General features: G+C 71.9%; 23 protein-coding genes and 1 pseudogene. 1 reads left to right on the forward strand and 23 read right to left on the reverse strand.

What is annotated here, in order from left to right; translation table 11 throughout:
* Positions 1–8 precede the first annotated feature (8 nt).
* From rpoZ to ACIQH8_RS11830, 10 genes and pseudogenes are all read right to left on the reverse strand, one after another.
* Entirely contained in the window at positions 9–266 is a 258-nt protein-coding gene (gene rpoZ, locus ACIQH8_RS11785; RefSeq protein ID WP_092669843.1) for a DNA-directed RNA polymerase subunit omega, read from the reverse strand.
* On the reverse strand, positions 259–1,245 hold the full coding sequence (gene gmk / locus ACIQH8_RS11790; protein WP_400998779.1) for a guanylate kinase: 987 nt from the start codon (positions 1,243–1,245) through the stop codon (positions 259–261). The genes rpoZ and gmk overlap by 8 nt, the downstream gene beginning before the upstream one ends.
* Positions 1,238–2,113 carry an orotidine-5'-phosphate decarboxylase gene (gene pyrF, locus ACIQH8_RS11795; RefSeq protein ID WP_400998782.1) on the reverse strand — a complete coding sequence of 292 codons (876 nt, stop codon included), beginning with the start codon at positions 2,111–2,113 and terminating at the stop codon, positions 1,238–1,240. Before pyrF ends, gmk begins: the two co-directional genes overlap by 8 nt.
* Complete coding sequence (gene carB, locus ACIQH8_RS11800; RefSeq protein WP_400998785.1) at positions 2,110–5,403, reverse strand: carbamoyl-phosphate synthase large subunit; 3,294 nt, start codon at positions 5,401–5,403, stop codon at positions 2,110–2,112. Before carB ends, pyrF begins: the two co-directional genes overlap by 4 nt.
* A complete protein-coding gene (carA, locus tag ACIQH8_RS11805; RefSeq protein WP_400998788.1) occupies positions 5,403–6,605 on the reverse strand; it encodes a glutamine-hydrolyzing carbamoyl-phosphate synthase small subunit in 1,203 nt (400 codons plus the stop codon). Before carA ends, carB begins: the two co-directional genes overlap by 1 nt.
* The gene (locus ACIQH8_RS11810; protein ID WP_400998790.1) at positions 6,598–7,155 is read right to left on the reverse strand and encodes a hypothetical protein; all 558 of its coding nucleotides are present in this window, start codon (positions 7,153–7,155) and stop codon (positions 6,598–6,600) included. The genes carA and ACIQH8_RS11810 overlap by 8 nt, the downstream gene beginning before the upstream one ends.
* Positions 7,148–8,494, reverse strand: coding sequence for a dihydroorotase (locus tag ACIQH8_RS11815; protein ID WP_400998792.1), 1,347 nt, complete (start codon positions 8,492–8,494; stop codon positions 7,148–7,150). Before ACIQH8_RS11815 ends, ACIQH8_RS11810 begins: the two co-directional genes overlap by 8 nt.
* Positions 8,491–9,444: an aspartate carbamoyltransferase catalytic subunit gene (locus tag ACIQH8_RS11820; RefSeq protein WP_400998794.1), complete on the reverse strand. Its 954-nt coding sequence runs from the start codon at positions 9,442–9,444 to the stop codon at positions 8,491–8,493. Before ACIQH8_RS11820 ends, ACIQH8_RS11815 begins: the two co-directional genes overlap by 4 nt.
* Positions 9,441–10,010 (reverse strand): annotated as a pseudogene (gene pyrR / locus ACIQH8_RS11825) (bifunctional pyr operon transcriptional regulator/uracil phosphoribosyltransferase PyrR); the annotation flags it as partial. The pseudogene pyrR and the gene ACIQH8_RS11820, both read right to left, overlap by 4 nt.
* 124 nt (positions 10,011–10,134) lie before the next feature.
* Positions 10,135–10,659, reverse strand: coding sequence for a DoxX family membrane protein (locus ACIQH8_RS11830; protein ID WP_400998797.1), 525 nt, complete (start codon positions 10,657–10,659; stop codon positions 10,135–10,137).
* Between the two features lie 254 nt (positions 10,660–10,913).
* On the opposite strand from ACIQH8_RS11830, the gene ACIQH8_RS11835 reads away from it, so the two are divergent.
* The gene (locus ACIQH8_RS11835) at positions 10,914–12,209 is read left to right on the forward strand and encodes a glycosyltransferase (protein ID WP_400998799.1); all 1,296 of its coding nucleotides are present in this window, start codon (positions 10,914–10,916) and stop codon (positions 12,207–12,209) included.
* Between the two features lie 87 nt (positions 12,210–12,296).
* Here ACIQH8_RS11835 and nusB read toward each other — a convergent pair whose 3' ends face one another.
* The 13 genes from nusB to ACIQH8_RS11900 form a co-directional block, all read right to left on the reverse strand.
* On the reverse strand, positions 12,297–12,710 hold the full coding sequence (gene nusB, locus ACIQH8_RS11840; protein WP_400998801.1) for a transcription antitermination factor NusB: 414 nt from the start codon (positions 12,708–12,710) through the stop codon (positions 12,297–12,299).
* Entirely contained in the window at positions 12,710–13,273 is a 564-nt protein-coding gene (gene efp, locus ACIQH8_RS11845) for an elongation factor P (RefSeq protein ID WP_400998804.1), read from the reverse strand. The genes nusB and efp overlap by 1 nt, the downstream gene beginning before the upstream one ends.
* Before the next feature lie 75 nt (positions 13,274–13,348).
* Positions 13,349–13,801 (reverse strand): type II 3-dehydroquinate dehydratase, encoded by a 453-nt coding sequence (locus ACIQH8_RS11850; RefSeq protein WP_400998806.1) that lies wholly within the window; start codon positions 13,799–13,801, stop codon positions 13,349–13,351.
* Positions 13,802–13,856: 55 nt separating this feature from the next.
* On the reverse strand, positions 13,857–14,939 hold the full coding sequence (aroB, locus tag ACIQH8_RS11855; protein ID WP_400998808.1) for a 3-dehydroquinate synthase: 1,083 nt from the start codon (positions 14,937–14,939) through the stop codon (positions 13,857–13,859).
* Entirely contained in the window at positions 14,936–15,484 is a 549-nt protein-coding gene (locus ACIQH8_RS11860) for a shikimate kinase (RefSeq protein ID WP_400998811.1), read from the reverse strand. The genes aroB and ACIQH8_RS11860 overlap by 4 nt, the downstream gene beginning before the upstream one ends.
* A complete protein-coding gene (gene aroC, locus ACIQH8_RS11865; RefSeq protein ID WP_400998813.1) occupies positions 15,477–16,688 on the reverse strand; it encodes a chorismate synthase in 1,212 nt (403 codons plus the stop codon). The genes ACIQH8_RS11860 and aroC overlap by 8 nt, the downstream gene beginning before the upstream one ends.
* Before the next feature lie 24 nt (positions 16,689–16,712).
* Entirely contained in the window at positions 16,713–17,591 is an 879-nt protein-coding gene (locus ACIQH8_RS11870) for a shikimate dehydrogenase (RefSeq protein WP_400998815.1), read from the reverse strand.
* A 6-nt stretch (positions 17,592–17,597) separates the two neighbouring features.
* Positions 17,598–19,292, reverse strand: coding sequence for an endolytic transglycosylase MltG (gene mltG / locus ACIQH8_RS11875; RefSeq protein WP_400998818.1), 1,695 nt, complete (start codon positions 19,290–19,292; stop codon positions 17,598–17,600).
* A 4-nt stretch (positions 19,293–19,296) separates the two neighbouring features.
* Positions 19,297–19,767 (reverse strand): Holliday junction resolvase RuvX, encoded by a 471-nt coding sequence (ruvX, locus tag ACIQH8_RS11880; protein ID WP_400998821.1) that lies wholly within the window; start codon positions 19,765–19,767, stop codon positions 19,297–19,299.
* Positions 19,768–19,769: 2 nt separating this feature from the next.
* Positions 19,770–22,427: an alanine--tRNA ligase gene (gene alaS / locus ACIQH8_RS11885; protein WP_400998824.1), complete on the reverse strand. Its 2,658-nt coding sequence runs from the start codon at positions 22,425–22,427 to the stop codon at positions 19,770–19,772.
* Between the two features lie 69 nt (positions 22,428–22,496).
* Positions 22,497–22,685, reverse strand: a complete 189-nt coding sequence (locus tag ACIQH8_RS11890) for a hypothetical protein (protein WP_400998827.1) — start codon at positions 22,683–22,685, stop codon at positions 22,497–22,499.
* Between the two features lie 134 nt (positions 22,686–22,819).
* The gene (gene rpsD, locus ACIQH8_RS11895; protein ID WP_400999812.1) at positions 22,820–23,446 is read right to left on the reverse strand and encodes a 30S ribosomal protein S4; all 627 of its coding nucleotides are present in this window, start codon (positions 23,444–23,446) and stop codon (positions 22,820–22,822) included.
* 182 nt (positions 23,447–23,628) lie between these two features.
* On the reverse strand, positions 23,629–25,089 hold the full coding sequence (locus ACIQH8_RS11900) for a replication-associated recombination protein A (protein ID WP_400998829.1): 1,461 nt from the start codon (positions 25,087–25,089) through the stop codon (positions 23,629–23,631).
* Positions 25,090–25,191: the final 102 nt, after the last annotated feature.

Raw genomic sequence — 25,191 nt, forward strand, 5'->3', positions numbered from 1 at the left:
CCTGCCGGCTACTCGCCGATCGGACGGAGGCGCAGCTTGTCCTCGTTGACCTCGTGGAGGGCGACCGAGAGGGGCTTGTCGTCGATCGACGAATCGACCAGCGGGCCGACGTTGTCGAACAGGCTGCCCTCGTGGAGGTCGGCGTAGTAGTCGTTGATCTGGCGCGCCCGCTTCGAGGCGAAGATGACCAGCTGGTACTTCGAGTCGACCTTCGACAGCAGGTCGTCGATCGGCGGGTCGATGATGCCGGACAGCTTCTCAGCCATGGAGGGACTCCTTCAGGTGGGGCGCACTCGACGTGCGCGGAAGATCGTGGCGCGAGGCAGGCTGACGCCGACCCCGGCGAGGCCGCATCAAGTCTACGACCTTTTGCGCCGCGTCGCGGACCTCGTGGTTGACGACCTGGTGGTCGAACTCCTCGACCGCGGCGAGTTCGACCTTCGCGGTCTCGAGTCGGCGCTGCTGTTCGGCGGGGCTCTCGGTGCCCCGTCCGACGAGCCGGCGGACCAGTTCGTCCCACGTCGGCGGGAGCAGGAACACGAGCGTCGCCTCGGGCATCGCCCGGCGGACCGAGCGCGCGCCCTGGATGTCGATCTCGAGCAGCACGCTGCTGCCCGCGGCGATCGCCTCCTCGACCGGGCGACGCGGCGTGCCGTAGCGGTACGCGTTGTGGACGGTCGCCCACTCGAGCAACTCGCCGGCCTCGACCATCCGGTCGAACTCGTCATCGGAGACGAAGAAGTAGTGCTCGCCCTCGACCTCACCGGGCCGCGGCGCGCGCGTCGTCGCCGACACCGAGAGCTTGACGTCGGGGTGGTGCTCGCGGATGTAGCCCGCGACCGTGCCCTTGCCGACGGCCGTCGGCCCCGCCAGCACGACGAGTCGGTCGCCGATGCCGCCGTGATCGGCGACCCAACCCGCGGTGAACTCCCGCAGGCGCCGGCGCTGCAGTCGGCCGAGTCCCCCGAGGCGCTTGGAGTTCGCGATCTGCAGTTCCTCCATGATGCGCGCGCACTTGGTCTGCCCGATCGCGGGGATCGAGGTCAGGAACTCCGACACCCGCAGTCGACCCTCGACGCCCTCCGGTTCGTCGAACGCTGCGCGGAGCACGTCGAGCGGGCTCCGGTTCCCCTCGGCGATGTCGTGCTTGACGGCCGCGCGGGCGCGCCGCGCGGCGACCGCCGCCCGCGAGGCGGCGACGCGGTCGACCTCGGGCGGGGCGGATGCCACGACGCGGTCAGACATCGAGCGCTCCCACCTCGTCGGCGCGCCGCGCGATCGCGTCGGCGATGCCGTCGGGACCCGCGGCGAGCAGCCCCCGGCTGTCGGTGAGGATCGCGCCGGGCGCGAGCGCACCCAGTCGCGCCGGGACGTCTCGCAGCTCGCCGCCCTGGAACCCGATGCCGGGCACGAGCACGGGCACGCGCGGGCGCGTGTCGCTCGAGACGTCGATGCCGAACTCCTCGGGCACGATCGTGGCGCCGAGCACCACGCCGATCGAGCCGAACGGGCGCTCGTCGGCACCGTCGCGGCTCCGGTTCCACGCATCCACACCCGACACGATGGCACCGGCCACCGACGATCCCTCGCGGCTCGAGCCCTGCAGCACGGCCTGCTGGATCGCGGCCGCCTCGGGGTTCGAGGTGGCCGCGACGACGAACAGTCCGGCCTGCGCGGCCTCCGCCTGGCGCATGACGCCCTCGATCGAGCCGAGGCCCTGGTACGCGTAGATCGTCATGGCGTCGGCGCGCAGCGGGGAGGCCGGCGAGAGCCAGGCCTCGCCGTACGCCTCGACGGTCGAGCCGATGTCGCCGCGCTTGACGTCGGCGATCACGATGAGGCCCGCGTCGCGGGCGAGGCCCAGCACGCGCTCGAGCGCGGCGTAGCCGGCGGAGCCGTGCCGCTCGAAGAACGACACCTGCGGCTTCACGATCCCGACGCGTCCGGCCGCGGCATCCACGACCCGCAGGCCGAACTCGCGGACCCCCGCGCCCGAGTCGGGCAGGCCCCACTCGTCGAGCAGCCAGGCGTGCGGGTCGATGCCCACGCAGAGGCGTCCCCGGGTCCCGAACGCCTCGTCGAGACGCTCGCCGAACGACGCGACGACGCTCACGCGACCACCTCGGCCGCGCGACGGCGCGCGTACTCCTGCAGGCTCGTCACGTCGAAGCCGCCGTCGTTCGCGTCGAGCGAGGCGACCGCGGCCGAGAGCTCCGCGATGGTCGTGAAGAGCGGGATGTCGGCCGCGACCGCGGCCGCGCGGATCTCGTAGCCGTCGGCACGCGCCGAACGGCCGCTCGGCGTGTTCACGACGACGTCGATCTCGCCGCGGTGGATGAGCTCGACCACCGAGGTGGCGTCCTCCCCCTGCTTCTCGCTGAACTTCAGCACGACGTCGGCGGCGATGCCGTTGCGACGCAGCACCTCGGCCGTACCCTCGGTCGCGACGAGGTCGTAGCCGAGCTGCTGCATGCGGAGCACCGGCAGGATGATCGCGCGCTTGTCGCGATCGGAGACCGAGACGAACACGCGGCCCGACAGCGGCATCCCGCCGTACGCGGCGAGCTGGCTCTTCGCGAACGCACGCGGGAAGTCGCGGTCGATGCCCATGACCTCGCCGGTCGAGCGCATCTCGGGTCCGAGCACCGAGTCGACCATGATGCCCTCGCGGGTCCGGAAGCGGTGGAACGGCAGGACGGCCTCCTTGACGGCGACCGGAGCGTCGAGCGGCACCTTCGAGCCGTCGACCTCGGGCAGCATGCCCTCGGCGACGAGCGTGCGGATCGAGTCGCCGACCATGATGCGCGACGCGGCCTTCGCGAGCGGGATGCCGAGCGCCTTCGACACGAAGGGCACCGTGCGGCTCGCGCGCGGGTTCGCCTCGAGCACGTAGAGGACGCCCGCGCCGATGGCGAACTGCACGTTGAGCAGCCCCCGGACGCCGATGCCCTCGGCGATCGCGCGCGTCGCCTCGCGGACCCGGTCGACCTCGGCACGCCCGAGCGTGACGGGCGGCAGGGTGCAGCTCGAGTCGCCCGAGTGGATGCCGGCCTCCTCGATGTGCTCCATGACGCCGCCGACGTAGAGCTCGGTGCCGTCGTAGAGCGCGTCGACGTCGATCTCGATCGCGTCGTCGAGGAAGCGGTCGACGAGCAGCGGATGCGTCGGGCCGACGATGCCCTGATCGTCGATGCGCGCGAAGTAGTCCACGAGCGAGGCGGTGTCGTAGACGATCTCCATGCCGCGTCCGCCGAGCACGAAGCTCGGACGCACGAGCACCGGGTAGCCGATCTCCTCGGCGACCTGCACCGCGCCCGTCAGCTCGGTCGCGGTGCCGTTGCGCGGCGCGAGCAGGCCCGCTCCGTCGAGGATCGCCGCGAACTGCCCGCGCTCCTCCGCGAGGTCGATGGCCTCCGGCGTCGTGCCGAGGATCGGCACGCCCGCCGCCTCGAGTCCCTTCGCGAGCCCGAGCGCGGTCTGGCCGCCGAGCTGCACGACGACGCCGACGAGTTCGCCCGACTGCGACTCGGCGTGGATGACCTCGAGCACGTCCTCCAGCGTGAGCGGCTCGAAGTACAGCCGATCGCTCGTGTCGTAGTCGGTCGAGACCGTCTCGGGGTTGCAGTTGATCATGATCGTCTCGTACCCGGCGTCGGAGAGCGCGAACGACGCGTGCACGCACGAGTAGTCGAACTCGACACCCTGACCGATGCGGTTCGGGCCCGACCCGAGGATGACGACCTTGCGACGGTCGCTCGGTGCGACCTCGGTCTCGAGGTCGTAGCTCGAGTAGTGGTATGGCGTGAGGGCGGGGAACTCGCCCGCGCACGTGTCGACGGTCTTGAACACCGGGCGGATGCCGAGGATGTGACGCACCTCGCGGGCGTCGGCCTCGCCGAAGCCGCGCAGCTGGCCGATCTGCGCGTCGGAGAACCCGTGGTCCTTCGCGAGCAGGAGCGTATCGGTGTCGAGCGCGTCGGCGCCGGCGATCCGCTCGGCGACCTCGTTGATGAGCACGATCTGGTCGAGGAACCAGGGGTCGATCTTCGTGGCCTCGAACGCCTGCTCGATCGACGCGCCCTTGCGGAGCGCCTGCTGCACGAGGACGATGCGCCCGTCGGTCGGCACCGTGGCCGCCTCGAGCAGTTCGTCGACCGACCGCGTCTCGTCGGCCCAGTGGAAGCTCGATCCGCGCTTCTCGAGCGAGCGCAGCGCCTTCTGCAGCGCGGTCGTGAAGTTGCGGCCGATCGCCATCGCCTCGCCGACCGACTTCATGGTGGTCGTCAGCGTCGGGTCGGCGGCCGGGAACTTCTCGAACGCGAACCGCGGCACCTTGACGACCACGTAGTCGAGCGTCGGCTCGAAGCTCGCCGGCGTGACCTTCGTGATGTCGTTCGGGATCTCGTCGAGCCGGTACCCGATCGCGAGCTTGGCGGCGATCTTCGCGATCGGGAAGCCCGTGGCCTTCGACGCCAACGCCGACGAACGCGACACGCGCGGGTTCATCTCGATGACGATGACGCGCCCGTTCTCGGGGTCGACGGCGAACTGGATGTTGCAGCCACCGGTGTCGACGCCGACGGCGCGGATGATGTCGATGCCGATGTCGCGAAGCTTCTGGTACTCGCGGTCGGTGAGCGTCAGCGCGGGCGCGACCGTGATCGAGTCGCCCGTGTGCACGCCGACCGGGTCGACGTTCTCGATCGAGCAGACCACGACGGTGTTGTCGTGGGTGTCGCGCATGAGCTCGAGCTCGTACTCCTTCCAGCCGAGGATCGACTCCTCGAGGAGCACCTCGGTGGTGGGCGAGTCGTGCAGGCCCTGCGTCACGATGCGGACCAGGTCCTCCTCGGTGTACGCGAAGCCCGAGCCGAGACCGCCCATGGTGAACGAGGGGCGGACGACGAGCGGGTAGCCGAGGTCGAGCGCGAACTCCTTCGCCTGCTCGAGGGTCGTCGCGACGTGCGAGCGCGCGACATCCGCCCCCGCCTCGATCACGAGGTCCTTAAAGAGCTGGCGGTCCTCGCCCTTGCGGATCGCATCGACCTTGGCGCCGATGAGCTCGACGCCGTGCTTGTCGAGGATCCCGGCGTCGTGCAGCGCGATCGCCGCGTTCAGCGCCGTCTGGCCGCCGAGCGTGGGCAGCACGGCATCCGGCTTCTCCTTCACGATGATCGACTCGATCACCTCGGGGGTGATCGGCTCGACGTACGTCGCGTCGGCGAAGTCCGGGTCGGTCATGATCGTCGCCGGGTTCGGGTTCACGAGGATGACCCGGACGCCCTCTGCGCGGAGGACGCGGCACGCCTGGGTGCCCGAGTAGTCGAACTCGGCCGCTTGGCCGATGACGATCGGGCCCGACCCGATGACGAGGACGGAGTTGATGTCGTCGCGCTTGGGCATTACTTGCCGGCCTCCTGGCTGTCGTCGGTGGTCCTGTTCGCGATGACCATGTCGCGGAAGCGGTCGAAGAGGTATTCCGCATCGTGCGGGCCGGCCGCCGACTCGGGGTGGTACTGCACCGAGAAGGCGGGGATGTCGAGGCAGTTGAGGCCCTCGACCACGTCGTCGTTGAGGTCGACGTGGCTGACCTCGACGCGGCCGAAGCCCTGGCTCGACTCGCTGATCGCGTCGGTCGGCGCCGCGACGGCGAAGCCGTGGTTGTGCGCCGTGATCTCGACGCGACCGGTCGCGCGGTCGAGCACCGGCTGGTTGATGCCCCGGTGCCCGAAGGGCAGCTTGTAGGTGTCGAAGCCGAGGGCGCGACCGAGCAGCTGGTTGCCGAAGCAGATCCCGAAGTACGGCAGGCCGGCGCGGAGCGCCGAGCGCAGGAGCTCGACGTGGCGCTCGGACGCGCTCGGGTCGCCGGGTCCGTTGGAGAAGAACAGCGCGTCGGGCTCGAGCGCGAGCACGTCGTCGGCCGTCACGGTCTGCGGGAGCACGTGGACGTCGAATCCGCGGTCGGCGAGGTGATTCAGCGTGGACGTCTTCACCCCGAGGTCGAGCACCGCGACTGAGCCGATGCGCTCCCCCGTCGCGGGCAGGGTGTAGCGCTCGCTCGTGGAGACCGCGCCGGAGAGGTTGCGGCCGGCCATCTGCTCGCCGGACTGCACGAGGTCGAGCTGCTCGCCGGGCGAGAGGTACGCCTCCTCGCCCGAGAACACGCCCGCGCGCATCGCGCCGAGCGAGCGGATGTGCCGCGTCACGGCGCGCGTGTCGATGCCGCTGATGCCGACGATCCCGGCGGCCGCGAGGTCGTCGTCGAGGCTCCGCTGCGAACGGAAGTTCGACACGACCCGGGAGGGGTCGCGCACGACGAAGCCCGCGACCCAGATGCGCGCGGACTCCATGTCCTCGTCGTTCATGCCCGTGTTGCCGATGTGCGGCGCGGTCATGAGCACGATCTGCCCGGCGTACGAGGGGTCGGTCAGCGTCTCCTGGTAGCCGGTCATGCCGGTCGCGAACACGGCCTCGCCGAGCGTGCGTCCGCGGGCGCCGTATGCGCGCCCCTCGTACCTGGTTCCGTCCTCGAGCACGAGGACGGCCCGGTTCGGGTCGACGGCGGCGGGCGCCTGCTCGTCGACGGTGGTCGGGGTCTCAGCCATCCGAGGCCTCGCTCTCTTCTGCATCCGGCCGCGGCGCCTCGGGCGCCGCGGCGATCTCGTTCACGGCCGCCACGAACCGGGCGGAGTCGCCCGGGTACCGGCACCGAAGGTAGCTGTCGACCCGTGTCGGAACCTCGGGTTCCGACCGGTCGTCGACGATCCAGGTGAGGGCCACGAGGCCCTCGGGCTCGACCCCGCGATCGATCGCGTAGGTGGCCGTCCCGGCGGCCGCGATGCGGTCGGCGGGGATGAAGGTCGGGAGCTCGCCGGCGATGCGCAGCAGTACGCCCGTGCGATGCACCTCGACCCGCGCGGACCCGCGGAACGCGAGTCCCTCGACGGCGAGCCGCTCGAGCGGGTCGGCCTCGGGGGTCGTCGCGACGTAGAGCGCCTCGACCTCCAGGGTCGCCGTGCCGGGATCGGCGGGCGGGGCGTAGGCTGCGAGCGTCTCGTCGCGGACCGTGCGGCGACGCCAGGAGCGCCACATGAGCCAGGCGGCGACGGCGACGACGACGACCGCGACGAGTGCGCCGATCCAGCGGCTATCCACGCGCACCCCCGTCGTTCAGGCGAGCGGATGCCTCGGCGACCTCGTCGGCCGGCCGGACGGTGCCGTCGAGCAGCGTGGGCACGCCGCGGTGGAAGGTCGCGACGACCCGGCCCGGGAGGGTGCGCCCGAGGTAGGGCGAGTTGACGCTCCGACCCGCGAGCCGCTCGACGCCGAAGGCCGCGCTCGCGCTCGGGTCGACGAGCGTCACCTCGGCGGCCGAACCGACGGCGACGGGCTCGCCGTGGCCGGCGAGCCGGCCGATGCGCGCCGGCGTGGCGGACAGCACGCGCGCGACATCCGCCCAGTCCATGCGCCCGGGGTCGACCATGGCCTGCTGCACGACCGAGAGGGCCGACTCGAGGCCGACCATGCCGTTCGCCGCGGCGTCCCATTCGGACTCCTTCGCCTCGACGGGGTGCGGGGCGTGGTCGGTCGCGACGATGTCGATCGTGCCGTCGGCGAGCGCGTCGCGGAGCGCCTCGACGTCCTCCGCGCGGCGCAGCGGCGGGTTCACCTTGTAGCGCGCGTCGTACCCCGCGACCAGGTCCTCCGTCAGCAGGAGGTGGTGCGGCGTGACCTCGGCGGTCACGTCGATGCCGCGCGCCTTCGCCCAGCGGATGACCTCGACCGACCCGGCCGTGGAGACGTGGCACACGTGCAGGCGCGAGCCGACGTGCTCGGCGAGGAGCACGTCGCGGGCGATGATCGACTCCTCGGCGACCGCGGGCCAACCGGCGAGGCCGAGTTCACCGGAGAGTGCGCCCTCGTTCATCTGGGCGCCCTGCGTGAGGCGCGGCTCCTGCGCGTGCTGCGCGATGACGCCGTCGAAGGCCTTCACGTATTCGAGCGCGCGGCGCATGAGCAGCGGGTCGAAGACGCAGAAGCCGTCGTCGCTGAAGACCCGCACACGCGCGCGCGACGCGGCCATCGCGCCGAGCTCGGCGAGTCGCTCGCCCTGCAGCCCGACCGTGACGGCGCCGATCGGCTGCACGGTCGCGTAGCCGGCGGCCTCGCCGAGCGAGAGCTCCTGCTCGACGACGCCCGCGGTGTCGGCGACGGGGAACGTGTTGGCCATGGCGAAGACCGCCGTGAAGCCGCCGGCGGCGGCCGCCTGCGTGCCCGTGAGCACGGTCTCGCTCTGCTCGTAGCCCGGCTCGCGGAGGTGCGTGTGCAGGTCGACGAGGCCGGGGAGGGCGACGAGCCCGTCGGCATCGATCACCGTGGCGCCCGCGGCATCCGCCACCGTGCCGACCTCGGCGATGCGCCCGTCGTCGAGCAGGATGTCGGCGCGCCCTCCCGTGGGCAGCGTCGCGCCGCGGATCAGGAACGACTCGCTCATCGGTTCTCCCCCCGTTCGCCGGACAGCAACAGGTAGAGGGCGGCCATTCTCACTGATACTCCGTTCGCGACCTGCTCGCGCACCGTCGACTGCGTGGAATCGGCGGCGCGGGCGGCGATCTCGAGCCCGCGGTTCATGGGGCCCGGATGCATGACCATCGTAGTCTCGGGAAGCTGCGCGAACCGGTGGTCGTCGAGCCCCCAGGTGCGCGCGTATTCGCGGCTGTTCGGGAAGAACGCGCCCTGCATGCGCTCCGCCTGGATGCGCAGCATCATGACGACGTCGGGGGCGTCGGCGAGCGCCCGGTCGAGGTCGTATTCGATCGTGGCGGGCCAGCCCGACACGTCGACGGGCACGAGCGTCGGCGGCGCGACGAGGGTGACGTCGGCGCCGAGCGTCTCGAGGAGCCACACGTTCGAGCGTGCGACGCGCGAGTGCAGGATGTCGCCGACGACGACGACGCGCACGCCGTCGAGGTCGCGGCCCCGCGAGGCGCCCCCGTGCAGGCGGCGCCGCATGGTGAACGCGTCGAGCAGCGCCTGCGTGGGGTGCTCGTGCGTGCCGTCGCCGGCGTTCACGACGCCCGCGTCGATCCATCCGCTGGTCGCCAGCGTGAGCGGCGCACCCGACGACGGATGGCGGATGACGACGCCGTCGGCGCCCATCGCCTGCAGCGTCTGCGCCGTGTCCTTCAGGCTCTCGCCCTTCGAGACGCTCGAGCCCTTGGCGCTGAAGTTGATGACGTCGGCCGACAGCCGCTTCGCGGCGGCCTCGAACGAGATGCGGGTGCGCGTGGAGTCCTCGAAGAAGAGGTTGACCACGGTGCGGCCGCGGAGCGTGGGGAGCTTCTTCACCTCGCGCTCCTGCACGGCCGCCATGTCCTCGGCGACGTCGAGCAGACCGATGGCCTCGTCCCGCGAGAGGTCGCGGGTGCTCAGCAGGTGCCTCACTCGTCGCCTCCCTCGATGGTGACGGCGTCCTCGCCGTCGATCTCGGCGAGGTGCACGTTGATGCGCTCGCGGGTGGAGCTCGGCAGGTTCTTCCCGACGTAGTCGGCGCGGATCGGGAACTCGCGGTGGCCGCGGTCGACGAGCACCGCGAGGCGCACGGCACGGGCGCGTCCGAGGTCGGCGAGGGCGTCGAGGGCTGCGCGGATGGTGCGGCCCGAGTAGAGCACGTCGTCGACGAGCACGACGATGCGGCCGTCGATGCCGTCGCCCGGCACGTCGGTCGGATGCGTGGCGCGCACGGGGTTGCGGCCCAGGTCGTCGCGGTACATCGTCACGTCGAGGGCCCCGGCGGGCACCTCGACGCCGGCGATCCGGGAGACGATCCGGGCGAGTCGTTCGGCGAGGGCCACGCCGCGCGTGGGGATGCCGAGGAGGACGAGATCGTCGGCGCCGCGATTGGCTTCGAGGATCTCGTGGGCGATGCGGGTCAACGCCCGCTCGAGGTCTGCCTGCTGGAGCACGGTGCGCACAGCGGTGCGGACTCCCTTCTCCGCCTCACGGGACGGGCTTCAAGGTTGTCGGTCGCTCGATCCTACCAGCGAGCGGCGGATGTCCCGTGCGGCACCGTCCACGACCCGGAAGGGGTGAGACGCGTCCCGTCCCACCCCTTCGGGCGATCGTCCCGCCCGTTCACCGAGTTCCGGTGCGGCCGTGCAGCACCCGGGAGGCGATCACGAGCGCCGCAGCGATGAGCACGAAGTTCTTGGCGACGTACTGGCCGAGAAGCGTCGGGCCGGCGGCCGTGACCAGTTGGTCGGTGAAGAACACGATCGGCGAGAGGATGCCGACGAACGCCACGGCGAGGACGACGAGCCCGGCCCGGGCGAATCGGCCCGAGATCAACAGCAGGCCCGCCGTGGTCTCGATGACGGCCGTGAGCACGAGCGCGATCTGCCCACCCACGAGGTCGAACGTGAGCACGCCCCAGGTCGCCTCGACGAGCGGCTCGAGCGGGCTGGCACCCGGGAAGAACTTCAGCGCGCCGAAGACGACGAACACGGCGCCGAGCGCGACCCGCAGCGCGGGGATGCTCCAGCGCTCGAGGAACGCGGTGAGGGCGCCCTCGGCGTCGGCCAGGCGGACGGCGAGCGACCGGTGGTCGACGGTGCGTCGTGCGCCGGCCTGCTGCAGTCCGTGAGCGGAGAAGGTGGTCATGACGGAGTGCTCCTTCCAGAGCGATGGTCGAGTGCGGGGGTGATGGATGCCGCGGAGTGCGACATGTCCCAGTGAACGACCGGAGACGCTCCCCCGGATCAGTGCGCGCGCGGGAACCCGCGGAGGGACATCCCCGTTTCCCGTCGGGGGAAGGCCCGGTGCCGTGCTCCGGGTGGACCCGCACTCCACCCCCGTCCGGGGGATCCTGCCGCGGAGGTCTGGCGCCGCCATTGCAGCACGTGCTGCAATGGCGCATGGCCGACGTCATGATCGCCGTCATGCCCTTCGCGGGCCACGTCGCACCGCTCGCGGCCGTGACCGCCGCCTTCGTCGAAGCGGGGCATCGGGTCCGCGTCTACACGGGGCGCGCCTACGCCGACCGGTTCGCCGCACTCGGCGCGGCGGTGGTCACCTGGTCGGCCGCGCCGGACTTCGACGAGCACGACATCGCCGCGACGTTCCCCGCGCTGCGGGACCGCAAGGGTCCACGCCAGCTGCTCGCCAACGTCGAGCACCTGTTCGTCGGGACCGGGGCCGCGCAGGGCGACGATCTCGTCGCCGCCTACGCGGATCGCCCCTGGGACGTCATCGTCGCCGACGGGCTGAGCCTCGGCACGCACTTCGCCGCGGAGCGCACCGGCACGCCGTCCGTCACGGTGAGTATCGTCCCGCTCTCGATCCCCACGCCCGAGCTGCCGCCGCCGATCCTCCCGCTGCTCCCCGCGAGAGGACCGCTCGGGCGGCTCCGCGACCGGGTGCTGAACGCCGTCCTCGCGGTCGGCGCGCGCGGCGTGCAGCGTGCCTACGACGCGCAGCGCGCGGCATCCGGCCTTCCGCCGACCGACGCGCCGCTCGAGGCCGCCTGGCACTCCCCCGACCTCGTCTGCGCGTCTGGCGTTCCCGAACTCGAGTTCCCGCGCCGCTCGTGGCCCGTCCGCATCGAGTTCGTCGGCGCGCTCGCACCGACCGGATCGATCCGGCCGGACCCGCCGACTTGGTGGAGCGAACTGCCGGAGGACCGACCCGTCGTGCACGTCACGCAGGGCACGTTGAACGTCGACCCGGACGACCTCATCCGCCCCGCCTTCGCGGCGCTCGGCCGGCAGCCCGTTTCGATCGTCGCGACGACCGGACGCGCCGACGCCCCCGACCTGCCGTTCCCGGCACCCCCGAATGCCTACGTGGCCGGGCTCGTCGACTACGCCGCCCTCCTCCCGCGCCTCGAGGCCATGATCACGAACGGCGGCTGGGGTGGCGTGCTGGCGGCGCTCTCCCACGGCATCCCGCTCATCGTCGCCGGCGGCGACATCGACAAGCCCGTCATCGCGGCGCGCGTCGGCTGGGCGGGCGCGGGCATCGACCTGCGGACGGGCACGCCGACGCCCCGGGCGATCCTCCGCGCCTGGCGGCGGCTCTCGTCGGACCCGTCCTATCGGGAGCGGGCCGCGGCGATCGGCCGCGCGCTGCGGGCGCACGACGGCCCCCGCGAGGTGGTCGAGCACACGATGGCGCTCGTCGAAGGTCGACGGAACGAGCGCGCCGCGGCCTGACCCTCGCCGGAACGAGCGGGCTGCGGCATCAGCGGATCCGGAACGGAGCGCCGGCGGCCGACCACCGCGGACGCGTCGCGCCCGGGCTCAGCCCTTCGCCTGCGACACGGCCGCGAGGAGGCCGTTCACGAAGCCCGCGGAGTCGTCGGTCGAGAGCACCGTCGCGGCCTCGACCGCCTCGGAGATCGCGACCGGGTCGGGCACCTCGTCGTTGTAGACGATCTCCCACACGCCGATGCGCAGCAGCGCCCGGTCGACGGCCGGCATCCGCTCCAGCGTCCAGCCGCGCGAGTGCGTCGTGATGAGCTCGTCGATCTCCTCGCGGTGGTCGACGATGCCGTCGACGATCTCGCGGGCGTACAGCCAGGACGCCTGGCGCTCGGGCTCGTTCACGGCCCGCTCGGCCTCGGCCACGAGCACCTGCTCGACCGGGACCTGGCGCATGTCGGCCGAGTACAGCATGTCGAGGGCGCGCTTGCGCGCCTTCGTGCGGGCGCTCACTAGTCGTTCACACGGCCGAGGTAGTCGCCCGAACGGGTGTCGACCTTGACCTTGGTGCCGGTCTCGAGGAACAGCGGGACCTGGATCTCGTAGCCGGTCTCGACCGTCGCGGGCTTGGTTCCGCCGGTCGAGCGGTCGCCCTGCAGGCCGGGCTCGGTGTAGGTGATCTCGAGCACGACGGAGGCCGGGAGCTCGATGTAGAGGGGGTTGCCGTTGTTCAGCGCGATCGTGACCGCCTGGTTCTCGAGCATGAAGTTCTTGGCGTCGCCGACGGTCGCCGCGGGAACGGTGAGCTGGTCGTAGTCGGTCTGGTCCATGAAGACGAAGCCGTCGCCGTCGTTGTAGAGGTAGGTGAAGTCGCGACGGTCGACGTTCTCGATGTCGACCTTGGCACCCGCGTTGTACGTCTTGTCGACGACCTTGCCGGTGACGACGTTCTTCAGCTTGGTGCGCACGAACGCACCGCCCTTGCCGGGCTTGACGTGCTGGAACTCGACGACGCTCCAGAGCTGGCCGTCGATGTTCAGGACGACGCCGTTCTTGATGTCAGCGGTGGATGCCATGGAAGTGCTTTCCGTTCGATGGAGGGAAGTCTCTGGGCACGCCGAAGGGCATGCGACTGATCGAGTGTAGTCGACTCAGCTGGGCGAGCGCAGGGCAGCGCGCACGACCCAGTCGACGGCGAGCCGGTACGACTCGGCACCGAACCCCGCGATGACCCCCGACGCGACACCCGAGATCACGCTCGTGTGCCGGAACGCCTCGCGCGCGTGCGGGTTCGAGAGATGCACCTCGACGAGCGGCACGCCGGCCGTCGTCAGCTGGGCGGCCGCGTCGCGCAGCGCGTAGCTGTAGTGCGTGAACGCAGCCGGGTTCAGCACGACCGGCAGCCGGCGATCGACGGCCTCGTGGATCCATCCGATGAGCTCGCCCTCGTCGTCGGTCTGCCGCAGGTCGATCTCCACGCCGTCGGGAACGGATGCCGCGAGGCCCGCGCCGATGTCGGCGAGCGTCTCCGAACCGTACACCTCGGGCTCGCGCGTGCCGAGCCGGCCGAGGTTGGGGCCGTTCAGGACGAGGATCGTGGTCATGCCCGAAGCCTAGCGGCGCGGCATCCGTCGCCCGACCCGGCGCCCGCACGGGCCCTCAGGACGCGATCTCCTGGTATGCCGCGAAGAGCAGCGACTGGTCGGGCGCGAGCATGACCGTCGGTTTCGCGAGGTCGTCGAGCACGATGAAGCGCAGCTGGCCGGCCCGGGACTTCTTGTCGCGCTGCATGGTCGCGAGAAGCGTGTTCCAACGGCCCGCCGGGTACGAGGTCGGCAGGCTCAGCAGGTCGAGCACGCGCTTGTGCCGGTCGGCGACCTCGTCGGACAGGCGCCCCGAGAGACGGCCGAGCTCGGCAGCGAAGGCCATGCCGACCGCGACGGCGGCTCCGTGCCGCCACTGGTAGCGCTCGGCGTGCTCGACCGCGTGGCCGAGCGTGTGCCCGTAGTTGAGGATCTCGCGGAGGCCCGCCTCGCGGAAGTCCTCGGAGACGACGTCGGCCTTCATGCGGATCGCGAGCTCGACCACCCGCCGGAACTCGGATGTCGTCGGGTCCGTCGCGGCCTCCGGGTCGGCCTCGATCACGTCGAGGATCTCGGGGTAGCGGATGAACCCGGCCTTCACGATCTCGGCGAAGCCGGCGAGGATCTCGTTCTTCGGCAGGGTGTCGAGCACCTCGAGGTCGCACAGCACCTCGGCCGGCGCGTGGAAGACGCCCACGAGGTTCTTGCCCTCGTTCGTGTTGATGCCAGTCTTGCCGCCGACCGCCGCGTCGACCATGCCCAGCACGGTCGTCGGCACCTGCACGATACGGACGCCGCGGAGCCACGTCGCGGCGACGAAGCCCGCGAGATCGGTGATCGCGCCACCGCCGAATCCGACGACCACGTCGGTCCGCGTGAAGTCGGCCTGCCCGAGGATCTGCCAGCAGAACGCCGCCACCTCGACCCGCTTGGCCTGCTCGGCGTCCGGGACCTCGGCGAGCAGGACCTCGAATCGGTCCGCGAGCGACTCGCGGAGCGCCGCGGCGCGCGCGCCGAGCGTGGCCGGGTGCACGATGAGGACCTTGCGGGCCGCCGACCCGATCGCCTCGGCGAGTCCGTCGACGACGCCGCGGCCGATGCGCACGTCGTAGCCCTCCTCGCCGCCGACCCGGATCACGGTCGCCTCGTGCTCGCTCATGCGCGTCCTCCTGCCCACTCGGTGATCTCCTCGACGATCCGCGCGACCGAGCGACGCGTGGTGTCGATGCTGAGGCCGGCGACCTCGTCGTACAGGGGGCGGCGCTCCTCGCGGATGCGGATCCAGCGCTCGAGCCCGCCGTCGGCGAGCAGCGGCCGGGTGCCGCCGCTGAGCCTCGGCGCGACGGCCTCGGGCCTCACGTCGAGCCGGACGACCGCGAGACCGGCGAGGTCGGCACGGGTGCCGGCGTCGAGCACGGCGCCGCCACCGAGCGAGACGACCGCCTCCTCGCGCAGCGCCTCGGCGACCACCTCGCGCTCGAACGCCCGGAAGCCCGCCTCGCCGTGGTGCTCGAAGATCTGCTCGATCGGGCCGTGGCGCTCGACGATGCGCTGGTCGGTGTCGACGAAAGGGGCGCCGAGGGATGCCGCGAGGCGGGCCCCCACCCGGGACTTGCCCGACCCCATCGGCCCGACGAGCACGATCGGCAGCGGCACCGGGCGCGGAGCGCCCGGCACGACGTCCGATGCGGACGGCTCAGGCACGGACCGCGCCGTCGGCGACCTCGCTCGCCAGCGCGTCGGGGATGGCGGCGAGGTACCCCTCGAGGTTGCGCCGCGTCTCGCCGACCGAGTCGCCGCCGAACTTCTCGAGCACCGCGTTCGCGAGGGTCAGTGCGACCATGGCCTCGCCGACGACACCCGCCGCCGGCACGGCGCAGACGTCGGAGCGCTGGTGATGCGCGGGCGCGGGCTCACCGGTCGCCACGTCGATCGTCGGGAGCGCGTGCGGCACGGTCGCGATCGGCTTCATCCCGGCCCGGACGCGCAGCACCGTCCCGGTCGACATGCCACCCTCGGTGCCGCCCGCGCGGTCGCTCGCACGCACGATCCGGCCGTCGGCGAGGTGCAACTGGTCGTGCGCCGCCGATCCGCGCCGGCGGGTCGTCTCGAACCCGTCGCCGACCTCGACCCCCTTGATCGCCTGGATGCCCATGAGGGCGGCCGCAAGCTGCGCGTCGAGGCGGCGGTCCCAGTGCACGTGCGAGCCGAGGCCCGGCGGGAGGCCGTACGCGAGCACCTCGACGACGCCGCCGAGCGTGTCGCCCTCCTTGTGCGCGGCGTCGACCTCGGCCACCATCCGCTCGCTCGTCGCCGCATCGAAGCACCGGAGCGGGTCGGCATCGAGCCGGTCGACGTCGGAGGGCATGGGCAGCGGGCTGCCCTCGGGGACCTGCACCGGGCCGATGGCCACCGTGTGCGAGACGAGGCGGATGCCGAGCTCCGCGAGGAACGCTCTCGCGACCGCGCCGAGCGCCACGCGGGCCGCGGTCTCGCGCGCGCTCGCGCGCTCGAGCACCGGCCGGGCCTCGTCGAAGCCGTACTTCTGCATGCCGACGAGGTCGGCGTGGCCCGGGCGCGGGCGCGTCAGCGGCGCACCGCGGCCGCGGCCGAGCGCGTCGGCGTCGACCGGTTCGGGACTCATCACCTGCTGCCACTTGGGCCACTCGGTGTTGCCGATCCGCAGTGCCACCGGGCTGCCCAGCGTCAGGCCGTGGCGGACGCCGCCCGAGACGGCCAGCTCGTCCTGCTCGAACTTCATGCGCGCACCACGGCCGTAGCCGAGCTTGCGTCGCGCCAGGTCGGCGCGGAGGTCGTCGAGGGAGACGGGGATGCCTGCGGGGAGGCCTTCGAGGATCGCGACGAGTTCGGGGCCGTGCGATTCCCCGGCGGTGAGCCAACGGAGCATGATCACCATCCTCCCACAGCGGCGTCAGAGGCTCCGGCGCATGACGTCGAGCACCGCGGCCTCGTCGGGCAGCGGCTCGAACAGGTCGCCGGAGGTGAAGATGCGCACCTGGAGCAGCGCCTGGTGCAGCAGCATCCCGAGCCCGTGGGTCACCCGTCCGTCGCGTTCGAGCCACGCGGCGCCGAGCGCGGACGGCCACGGCTCGTACGCGACGTCGAGCAGAACCGCCGACCCGATGAGGGCGTCGGACGGCGAGACGCCGAGATCGGTGCCGCCCGGCACGGTGCTCACGACGAGCTCGGCGGATGACGCGTCGGCGAGCTCCGCGAGCGGGCGCACGCGGGCCACGAGCCCCAGTCGTCGTCCGAGCTCCCGGACGCCGACCGCACGGTCCGGGTCGCGCACGAGCACGTCCACCTCGGCCGCGCCGAGCTCGGCGATCGCGACGAGCGCCGAGGACGCCGTCGCGCCGCCCCCGATGAGCACCGCCCGGTGGACCCGTTCGAGGCCGGCCTCGCCGAGCGTGCGCGCGATGCCGCCGATGTCGGTGTTGAACCCCTGGAGCGAGCCGTCCTCGGCGAACCGCACGGTGTTGGCCGCGCCGGCGAGCTCCACGAGCCGGTCGGCGCCGTCGAGGTGGTCGAGTACCTCGTGCTTGAGGGGCATGGTCAGCGAGAGGCCGCGCCAGGCGGCATCCGCGTCGCCCCGGAGGCGTCGGAGGAACTCGGCGAACCCGCCGGATCGGACCTCGATCGCGTCGTAGCGCCAGTCGAGTCCGAGCCGTTCGTACGCCGCCCGATGCAGCGTCGGGCTCATCGAGTGCCCGATCGGCGACCCGAGTACGGCGAGTCGGACGGGGCGCGTCGGAGTGGTCGGGTTCGTGTCGCCGGGCGTCGTCGCCATCGCTCGCTATCCGTTCTCGTCGAGGTAGCGCAGGAACTCCTCGACCGCCGCCTCGTGCTCCTCGAGCGTGGCCGAGAACACGGTCTCGCCCGTCTCGAGGTTCACCGTGACGAAGTACAGCCACGGCCCGTCTGCGGGGTTCTGGGCGGCGTCGATCGTGACGTCGCCCGGGTTGCCGATCGGCCCCGGCGGAAGGCCCGGGTGCAGGTACGTGTTGTAGGGGTTCGAGGCGTCGGCCCGCTCGGCGTCGGTGGTCGTCACGACCGTGTCGTCGCCGGTGCCGTAGTGCACGGTCGAGTCGAACTGGAGCAGTTGCGACGGGAACTGGTTCGGGTCGAGTCGGTTGCGGATGACGCGCGAGACCTTGTAGGCGTCCTCCTCCGAGCCGGCCTCGCGCTCGATCATCGAGGCGATGATCACGGTCTCCCAGCGGTCCTCCGGTGCGACCCCGGCCTCGTCGAGTGCCTGGAACGACCGGTCGACGAGGGTCTGCACGACCTCCTCGGCGGTGACGTCGGGTCCGAAGGTGTAGGTGGCCGGGAAGAGGAAGCCCTCGACGCTCGTGGCCTCGGCCGGCAGGCCGAGTGCCTGGGGGTCGGATGCCGCGGCTTCGAGCTCCTCGATCGGGATCCCCGTCGCGGCGGCGGCGTTCGCGAGGGCGTCGCGGGCCCACAGCCCCTCCTGGATCACGAACGTGTTCTCGAGCTTGTTCTCGGGGTCGAGCAGCGCATCCAGCGCGTCCTCGGCGCTCATCTGGTTGGCCATCCGGTAGGCGCCGGGGTAGAAGATCGGCTGCTCGGACCGGCTCGTGACCTCCTCGATGAACGCCTCGGACGAGGCGACGATGTCCTGCTCCTCGAGGTTGGCCGCGATCGTCTCGCCGCCGTCGCCCTCGTTGATCATGAAGACGACCTCGCCGCTGCCGGCACCCGTGTAGTCCTCGGGCGGTTGGAAGCGCTCCATGAGCGAGGTGATCGGCCCCTGGAGGAAGAACGCGGCGCCCGCGACGAGCGCGCCGAGCACGATCAACGCGATGAGGCACCCCCATGCGCCGCGCCGACGGCGGTTCGGCTCCCGTTCGTGCTCCTCGAACTCCCACGCCGCAGCAGCTCGTCGGTCGGACCGGGACGGGCGCGACACGTCGTCGCCCCAGTCGGCGAACGGGTCCTGGTCGTGGGGGTCGGTCTCGGTCACGATGCCGCGCCCGCCGGTCGGCGGCCACTCCTCCGGGGCGACTCCGGCTCCCGTGCCGAGCGGGGCTGCGGATGACGCTGCGAGCGTCTCGTCGGCGGAGCGGAACGCAGCGTCGTCGGTCCCGTACCCGCGGATCGCCTCGTCGCCCCGGCGTCCGACCGGCTCGCGCGCCGGCGGCGTGTCCGGGTGCTGGCCCGGCAGTCGCGTCGGGCCGCTCGGCGCGACGCGAGCCGGCTGCGGCGGGGGCATCTCCTGCCGGCTCCGGACCTGCGGGTCGGGACGCTGCGCCGCCTGCGCGGCGCGCCATTCCGCCTCCGCCGCGAGCTCCGCCTCATCGGCCGCAGCACGGCGCGCCTCCATGGCGGCGAGGCGCTGGGCGGCCTCCGCGGCCTGCCGCTGCTCCATCTCGCGCAGTTGCCGGCGGGTCATCGGCGCCGACGGCTGCGCATCGGGCGACGGCGGCGCGGAGTCGGAGCTGCGTCGACGCTCTGGGGGGAGCTGGGTCACGAGGTCAGGGGCCTTCCTCGACGGGGATGGTGCGTCCGGGGGCGGTACCCGATGCCCGCTCGGCATCGATGGCGTGTTGCAGAATGATAACGGCTGCGGCTTGGTCGATGATCGGACGCTGCTTCTTCGCGGACTTCCCCGCGGATCTCAACGCCTGCTGCGCGCTCACCGTCGACATCCGCTCGTCGACGAGGCGCACCGACGCCCCGGCCTCCGCGAGCCGCTCGGCGAAGCCGACGGCATCGGCCGTCGACGCCGTCGCCCGCCCCGACAACGAGAGCGGGTTCCCGACCACGAGTTCGACGGCCCCGTACTCGGCGGCCAGGTCGAGCACGCGACGGACGTCGGAGCCGTCGTCGTCGGCGCGGCGCGCGACCGTCTCGACGGGAACGGCGAGGATCGCCGACGGATCGCAGCGCGCCACGCCGATGCGCGCTCGGCCGACGTCGATGCCGAGACGCGCACCGGGTCGCACGATCAGGCTCCCGCTGCGGTACGTGCCGCCGCGAGCGCGGTCGGGATCGCCCCGAGGTCGGTGCCGCCGCCCTGCGCGAGGTCGGGCTTGCCACCGCCCCCGCCTCCCAGCGCCCCGGCCATGGCCTTCGCGATCGCGCCGGCGTTCGCACCGGCGTCGCGAGCAGCGGGCGACGTGGCCGCGATCGCAAGCGGCTTGCCGCCCACCTCGCCGACGAGGGCGACGACGGATGCCGCGTCGCCCAGCCTGGCGCGCACGGCCGTCGCGAGCGAGCGCAGCTCATCGCCGGAGCCGAGCTTCCCGACCGCCTCGGTGACGAGCAGCATCTCGCCGACCCGTTCGGCCTTCGACGCCAGATCGGGCACGCGATCGTTCAGTGCCTTCGACTCGAACGCCTGGATCTTCTTCTCGGCGGCCTTCAGGTTCGCGACGAGTTCGCCGACTCGGTCGACCAGCAGTTCCGGACGCGTCTTCAGCGTGCCGGTGAGCTCCTGCACGAGGGCGCGTTCGGCGGCGAATCGGGCGAAGGCATCCCGGCCCACGAGCGACTCGACGCGACGGTTGGACGCGCCGACCGAGGACTCGCCGACGATGTTGATCATGCCGATCTCGGCGCTGCGGGCGACGTGCGTGCCCGCGCAGAGCTCTCGGGACCATGGGCCGCCGATGTCGACGACCCGGACGACGTCGCCGTACTTCTCGCCGAAGAGCGCCATCGCCCCGAGCGCCTTCGCCTCGTCGATGGGCATCTCGCGGGTGAGGACCTCGAGGTTCTCGCGGACGGCGCCATTGGCGACCTCCTCGATCTCGCTGCGCGTCTCGGCCGACAGCGCCTGGTTCCACCCGTAGTCGAGTCGGAGGTAGCCCGCCTTGTTGAAGGACCCGGACTGGTGCGCGGTGGGTCCGAGCACCTGGCGGAGCGCCGCGTGCACGAGGTGCGTGCCCGAGTGCGCCTGCGTCGCCCCACGACGGTAGTCCTCGTCGACGATGCTCGTCGCCGGGACGCCGACGCCGACCTCGCCGGTGGTCACCCTGACCGTGTGGCTGATGAGCCCCTTCACGGGCTTCTGCACGTCGAGCACCTGCAGCTCGAAGCCGTCGCCCACGATGCGCCCCTGGTCGGGTGCCTGACCGCCGGACTCGGCGTACAGGGAGGTCTCCGCGAGGATGACCTCGGCCGTCTGGCCGGCCGACGCCGCCGCGACCGGTCGGCCGTCGACGAGGATGCCGAGCACGCTCGAGTCGGTCACGAGGTCGGTGTAGCCGGTGAAGACGGTCTCGCCCTTCGCGCGGAAATCGCTGTAGACCGAGAGGTCGGCGAGCACCTTCTTCTTCGACTTCGCGTCGGCCTTGGCGCGCGAGCGCTGGTCGGCCATGAGCGTGTCGAACGCCTGACGATCGACCGCGAGCCCCGCCTCCTCCGCCATCTCGAGCGTAAGCTCGATCGGGAAGCCGTAGGTGTCGTGCAGGAGGAACGCGGTGTCGCCTGCGAGGCGCTCCGCGCCATCCGCCTTCGTCTTCGCCACCGCGGTGTCGAGGATCGCCGTGCCCGCCGTGAGCGTGCGGAGGAAGGTCGCCTCCTCGCCGAGCGCGAGCTGCTCGATCTGCGTGTAGCTTGTCGCGACCTCGGGGTACGCGGCCTTCATAGCGTCGCGCGATGCAGCGAACAGCTCGCGGAAGGTCGGCCCCTCGACGCCGAGCAGGCGCATCGCGCGGATGCTGCGGCGGAGCAGGCGACGGAGGATGTAGCCCCGGCCCTCGTTGGAGGGCGTCACGCCGTCGCTCATGAGCATGAGCGACGAGCGGACGTGGTCGGCGATGACACGCATGCGGACGTCGTCCTCATGATCGGCGCCGTACCGGCGGCCGGAGAGCCGCGCGGCCTCGTCGAGCACGGGCCGGACCTGGTCGATCTCGTACATGTTGTCGACGCCCTGCTTGATGAACGCGACGCGCTCGAGGCCCATGCCGGTGTCGATGTTCTTCTTCGGCAGCTCCTTCACGATCGTGAAGTCGGTCTTCGACTTCACGTCGGCGATGAGGTACTGCATGAACACGAGGTTCCAGATCTCGACGTACCGGTCGTCGTCGGTGGCCGGGCCGCCGTCGATGCCGTACTCGGGGCCTCGGTCGAAGAAGATCTCCGAGCAGGGCCCCGCCGGTCCGGGCTGGCCGGTGTGCCAGTAGTTCGTGTCCTTGCCGAGGCCCTGGATGCGCTCGTCGGGCAGGCCTGCGACGCGCTTCCAGATCTCGCGCGCCTCGTCGTCGTCCTCGTAGACCGTGACCCAGAGGTCGTCCGGGTCGAAGCCGTAGCCGCCCTCGGCCTCCGAGGTCGTCAGGAGCTCCCACGCTGCCGTGATCGCCCCCTCCTTGAAGTAGTCGCCGAAGGAGAAGTTCCCGTTCATCTGGAAGAACGTGCCGTGGCGGGGGGTCTTGCCGACCTCCTCGATGTCGTTCGTGCGAATGCACTTCTGGACGCTCGTGGCACGAGGATACGGCGCGGGCACGACCCCGGTGAGGTAGGGCACGAACGGCACCATGCCGGCGACCGTGAACAGCAGCGACGGGTCGTCGGAGACGAGCGAGGCCGACGGCACGACGGTGTGGCCCCGCGCGGCGAAGAAGTCAAGCCAGCGCTGGCGGATCTCGGCAGTCTGCATGGTTCCGTTCTGGTTCGTGGGGTTGATGGAACGTCCCGCGCCCGGCGCGGGGTGCGTCGCGCGCCGCGACTAGTGGTCGTCGGCCGCCCGGAGCTCGGCCTCGCGTGCGTGGTAGCCCTCTGCGACGGCGCGGCCGAAGGCCCGCGCCTTGGCGTCGATCCCCTCGAAGAACTCACGGCCCTGCGCCGTGCGGTTGACCTGGTGCGCGACCGCGAACCCGGCCGCGACGCCGACGGTGAACCACAGGATGCTCTTCACGTCTCACTCCTCGAAGGGTCGTTGCGCCGCGCAGTGCGCACGCATCCCCCCAGTCTAGGGCGTGCCACGGATGCCGCGGGGAGACGACGAACGGGGTCGCGGCGAACCGCGACCCCGTTCGGGCGAACCGCCGACTAGCGGGCGGCGTAGTACTCGACGACGAGCTGGACGTCACACGTGACGGGCACCTCGGCGCGCTTCGGGCGACGCACGAGCTTGGCCTGCAGCTTGTCGAGCTCGACCTCGAGGTAGCCCGGGGTCTTGGGGAGCACGTCGACGTGGCCGCCGGCCGCCGCGACCTGGAAGGGCTCGGTGCCCTCGGAACGCTGCTTGACGCCGACGACCTGGCCCGGCTTCACGCGGAACGACGGACGGTCGACGAGCTTGCCGTCGACGGTGATGTGGCGGTGCACGACGAACTGGCGAGCCTGCGAGATGGTGCGGGCGAAGCCGGCGCGGAGCACGAGCGCGTCGAGGCGCATCTCGAGCAGCTCGACCAGGTTCTCACCGGTCAGGCCGTCGGTGCGGCGGGCCTCGTTGAACGCGATGCGGAGCTGCTTCTCGCGGATGCCGTACTGGGCGCGCAGACGCTGCTTCTCGCGGAGGCGCACGGCGTAGTCGGAGTCCTGCTTGCGCTTGGTGCGGCCGTGCTCACCGGGAGCGTACGGACGCTTCTCCATGTAGCGGGCGGCCTTCGGGGTGAGGGCGACGCCGAGCGCACGGGAGAGGCGGGTCTTGCTACGGGACTGGTTGGTCACGATGTCCTTTCGGAGGATTCTCAAACGGTGTGGTTCCGGGCGCGCCGAGCGCCGGAAAGACGATGTTCAGAGGGGTTCGCCACGGGGCGACCGGCTACAGGTCGCATCCCTTCGCCGTGGAGACCGCGCAGCCGCACGCGAGAATCTGGCTTCAGGCCAGCGTCGATCCTACCATGAGCGGCCCGTCAGCGCTCACCGCGCACGATACGACGGAGCTTCGCGAGGCGAGCGGACACCTCGCGCTCGTTGCCGTGCTCGGTCGGCGTGTAGTACACGGCCCCGCGGAGCGGGTCGGGCAGGTACTGCTGCGGGACCACGCCGATGGGGTCGTCGTGCGGATAGGCGTACCCCGTTCCGTGGCCGAGACGCTTCGCACCGGGATAGTGCGCGTCGCGCAGGTGCGTCGGGACCCGGCCGGCGCGACCGGCCCTGACGTCGGCGAGTGCGGCGTCGATCCCGACGTAGGCGGCGTTCGACTTCGGTGCCGTGGCGAGGTGCACCACGGCCTGGGCGAGCGGGATCCGCCCCTCGGGCATGCCGATGTACTGCACCGCATCGGCCGCGGCCACCGCGACACCCAGCGCGGTCGGGTCGGCCATGCCGATGTCCTCCGATGCGAGGACGATGATGCGACGCGCGATGAACCGCGGGTCCTCGCCGGCCTCGATCATCCGGGCGAGGTAGTGCAGTGCGGCATCGACGTCGCTGCCGCGTACCGACTTGATGAAGGCGCTGATGACGTCGTAGTGCTCGTCGCCGTCGCGGTCGTAGCGCAGGAGTGCGCGATCGACGGCGCGCGCGACGATCTCGGGGGTGATCAGCGGGACCGGCGCCGACTGCGGGATCCGGTCGCCGTCGGCTGCGCCGTCCTCGCGCTCCGCGTCGCCGCCCGCGCCCCCATCGTCGCCGTCGTTCCCGTCGGCACCGGCGGCCTCGCCGGAGGCATCCGCTGCTTCGCGGGTCTCGGCGCTGAGGGCCGAGGTCGACGCCGCCTCGAGCGCGGTGAGGGCCCGCCGCGCGTCGCCCGACGCCAGCCGGACGATCGCGGCACGCGCCTCGGGCACGAGTTCGACCCGCCCGCCGAGGCCGCGCGGATCGGCCACCGCCCGGTCGACGAGCAGCGCGAGGTCGTCGTCGTCGAGCGTCTCGAGGGTGAGCAGGAGCGATCGCGACAGCAGGGGCGAGATCACGGAGAACGACGGGTTCTCGGTCGTCGCCGCGACGAGGATCACCCAGCCGTTCTCGACCCCCGGCAGCAGCGCGTCCTGTTGAGCCTTCGTGAAGCGGTGGATCTCGTCGAGGAACAGCACCGTCGAGACGCCGTACAGGTCGCGGTCGGCACGGGCCGCGTCCATCACCTGGCGGACGTCGCGGACGCCCGCCGTGACCGCCGACAGCTCGACGAACTTGCGCCCCGACGAGCGCGCGATGGCCTGGGCCAGCGTCGTCTTGCCGGTGCCCGGTGGTCCCCACAGGATGACCGAGACCGCCCCGGACTCCCCCGTCCGGTCGGCGGCGAGCGCCACGAGCGGCGAACCCGGCGTCAACAGGTGCCGTTGGCCGGCCACCTCGTCGAGGCTCCGCGGGCGCATGCGCACCGCGAGGGGGGTCGCACCCGTGCGCAACCCCTGGACCGAATCCACCATGCCGACCAGCGTAATCGCGGGCACGGACACGGCCACTCCCCCTTCGCGACCCCGATTCGCCCGCGAATGCCGCGGTTGCGTAGGCTCTCCTCCGCAGGATTC

The organism is Agromyces sp. GXQ0307, from assembly GCF_044769845.1.
In the GTDB taxonomy this organism is placed as follows: domain Bacteria; phylum Actinomycetota; class Actinomycetes; order Actinomycetales; family Microbacteriaceae; genus Agromyces.

Excerpts from the sequence above, each read along its gene's own strand:
- rpoZ (WP_092669843.1), bottom strand. The coding sequence starts at position 266 with ATGGCTGAGAAGCTGTCCGGCATCATCGACCCGCCGATCGACGACCTG.
- gmk (WP_400998779.1), bottom strand. The coding sequence starts at position 1,245 with ATGTCTGACCGCGTCGTGGCATCCGCCCCGCCCGAGGTCGACCGCGTC.
- carB (WP_400998785.1), bottom strand. The coding sequence starts at position 5,403 with ATGCCCAAGCGCGACGACATCAACTCCGTCCTCGTCATCGGGTCGGGC.
- carA (WP_400998788.1), bottom strand. The coding sequence starts at position 6,605 with ATGGCTGAGACCCCGACCACCGTCGACGAGCAGGCGCCCGCCGCCGTC.
- ACIQH8_RS11815 (WP_400998792.1), bottom strand. The coding sequence starts at position 8,494 with ATGAGCGAGTCGTTCCTGATCCGCGGCGCGACGCTGCCCACGGGAGGG.
- ACIQH8_RS11830 (WP_400998797.1), bottom strand. The coding sequence starts at position 10,659 with ATGACCACCTTCTCCGCTCACGGACTGCAGCAGGCCGGCGCACGACGC.
- ACIQH8_RS11835 (WP_400998799.1), top strand. The coding sequence starts at position 10,914 with ATGGCCGACGTCATGATCGCCGTCATGCCCTTCGCGGGCCACGTCGCA.
- efp (WP_400998804.1), bottom strand. The coding sequence starts at position 13,273 with ATGGCATCCACCGCTGACATCAAGAACGGCGTCGTCCTGAACATCGAC.
- ACIQH8_RS11850 (WP_400998806.1), bottom strand. The coding sequence starts at position 13,801 with ATGACCACGATCCTCGTCCTGAACGGCCCCAACCTCGGCCGGCTCGGC.
- aroB (WP_400998808.1), bottom strand. The coding sequence starts at position 14,939 with ATGAGCGAGCACGAGGCGACCGTGATCCGGGTCGGCGGCGAGGAGGGC.
- aroC (WP_400998813.1), bottom strand. The coding sequence starts at position 16,688 with ATGCTCCGTTGGCTCACCGCCGGGGAATCGCACGGCCCCGAACTCGTC.
- ACIQH8_RS11870 (WP_400998815.1), bottom strand. The coding sequence starts at position 17,591 with ATGGCGACGACGCCCGGCGACACGAACCCGACCACTCCGACGCGCCCC.
- alaS (WP_400998824.1), bottom strand. The coding sequence starts at position 22,427 with ATGCAGACTGCCGAGATCCGCCAGCGCTGGCTTGACTTCTTCGCCGCG.
- ACIQH8_RS11900 (WP_400998829.1), bottom strand. The coding sequence starts at position 25,089 with ATGGTGGATTCGGTCCAGGGGTTGCGCACGGGTGCGACCCCCCTCGCG.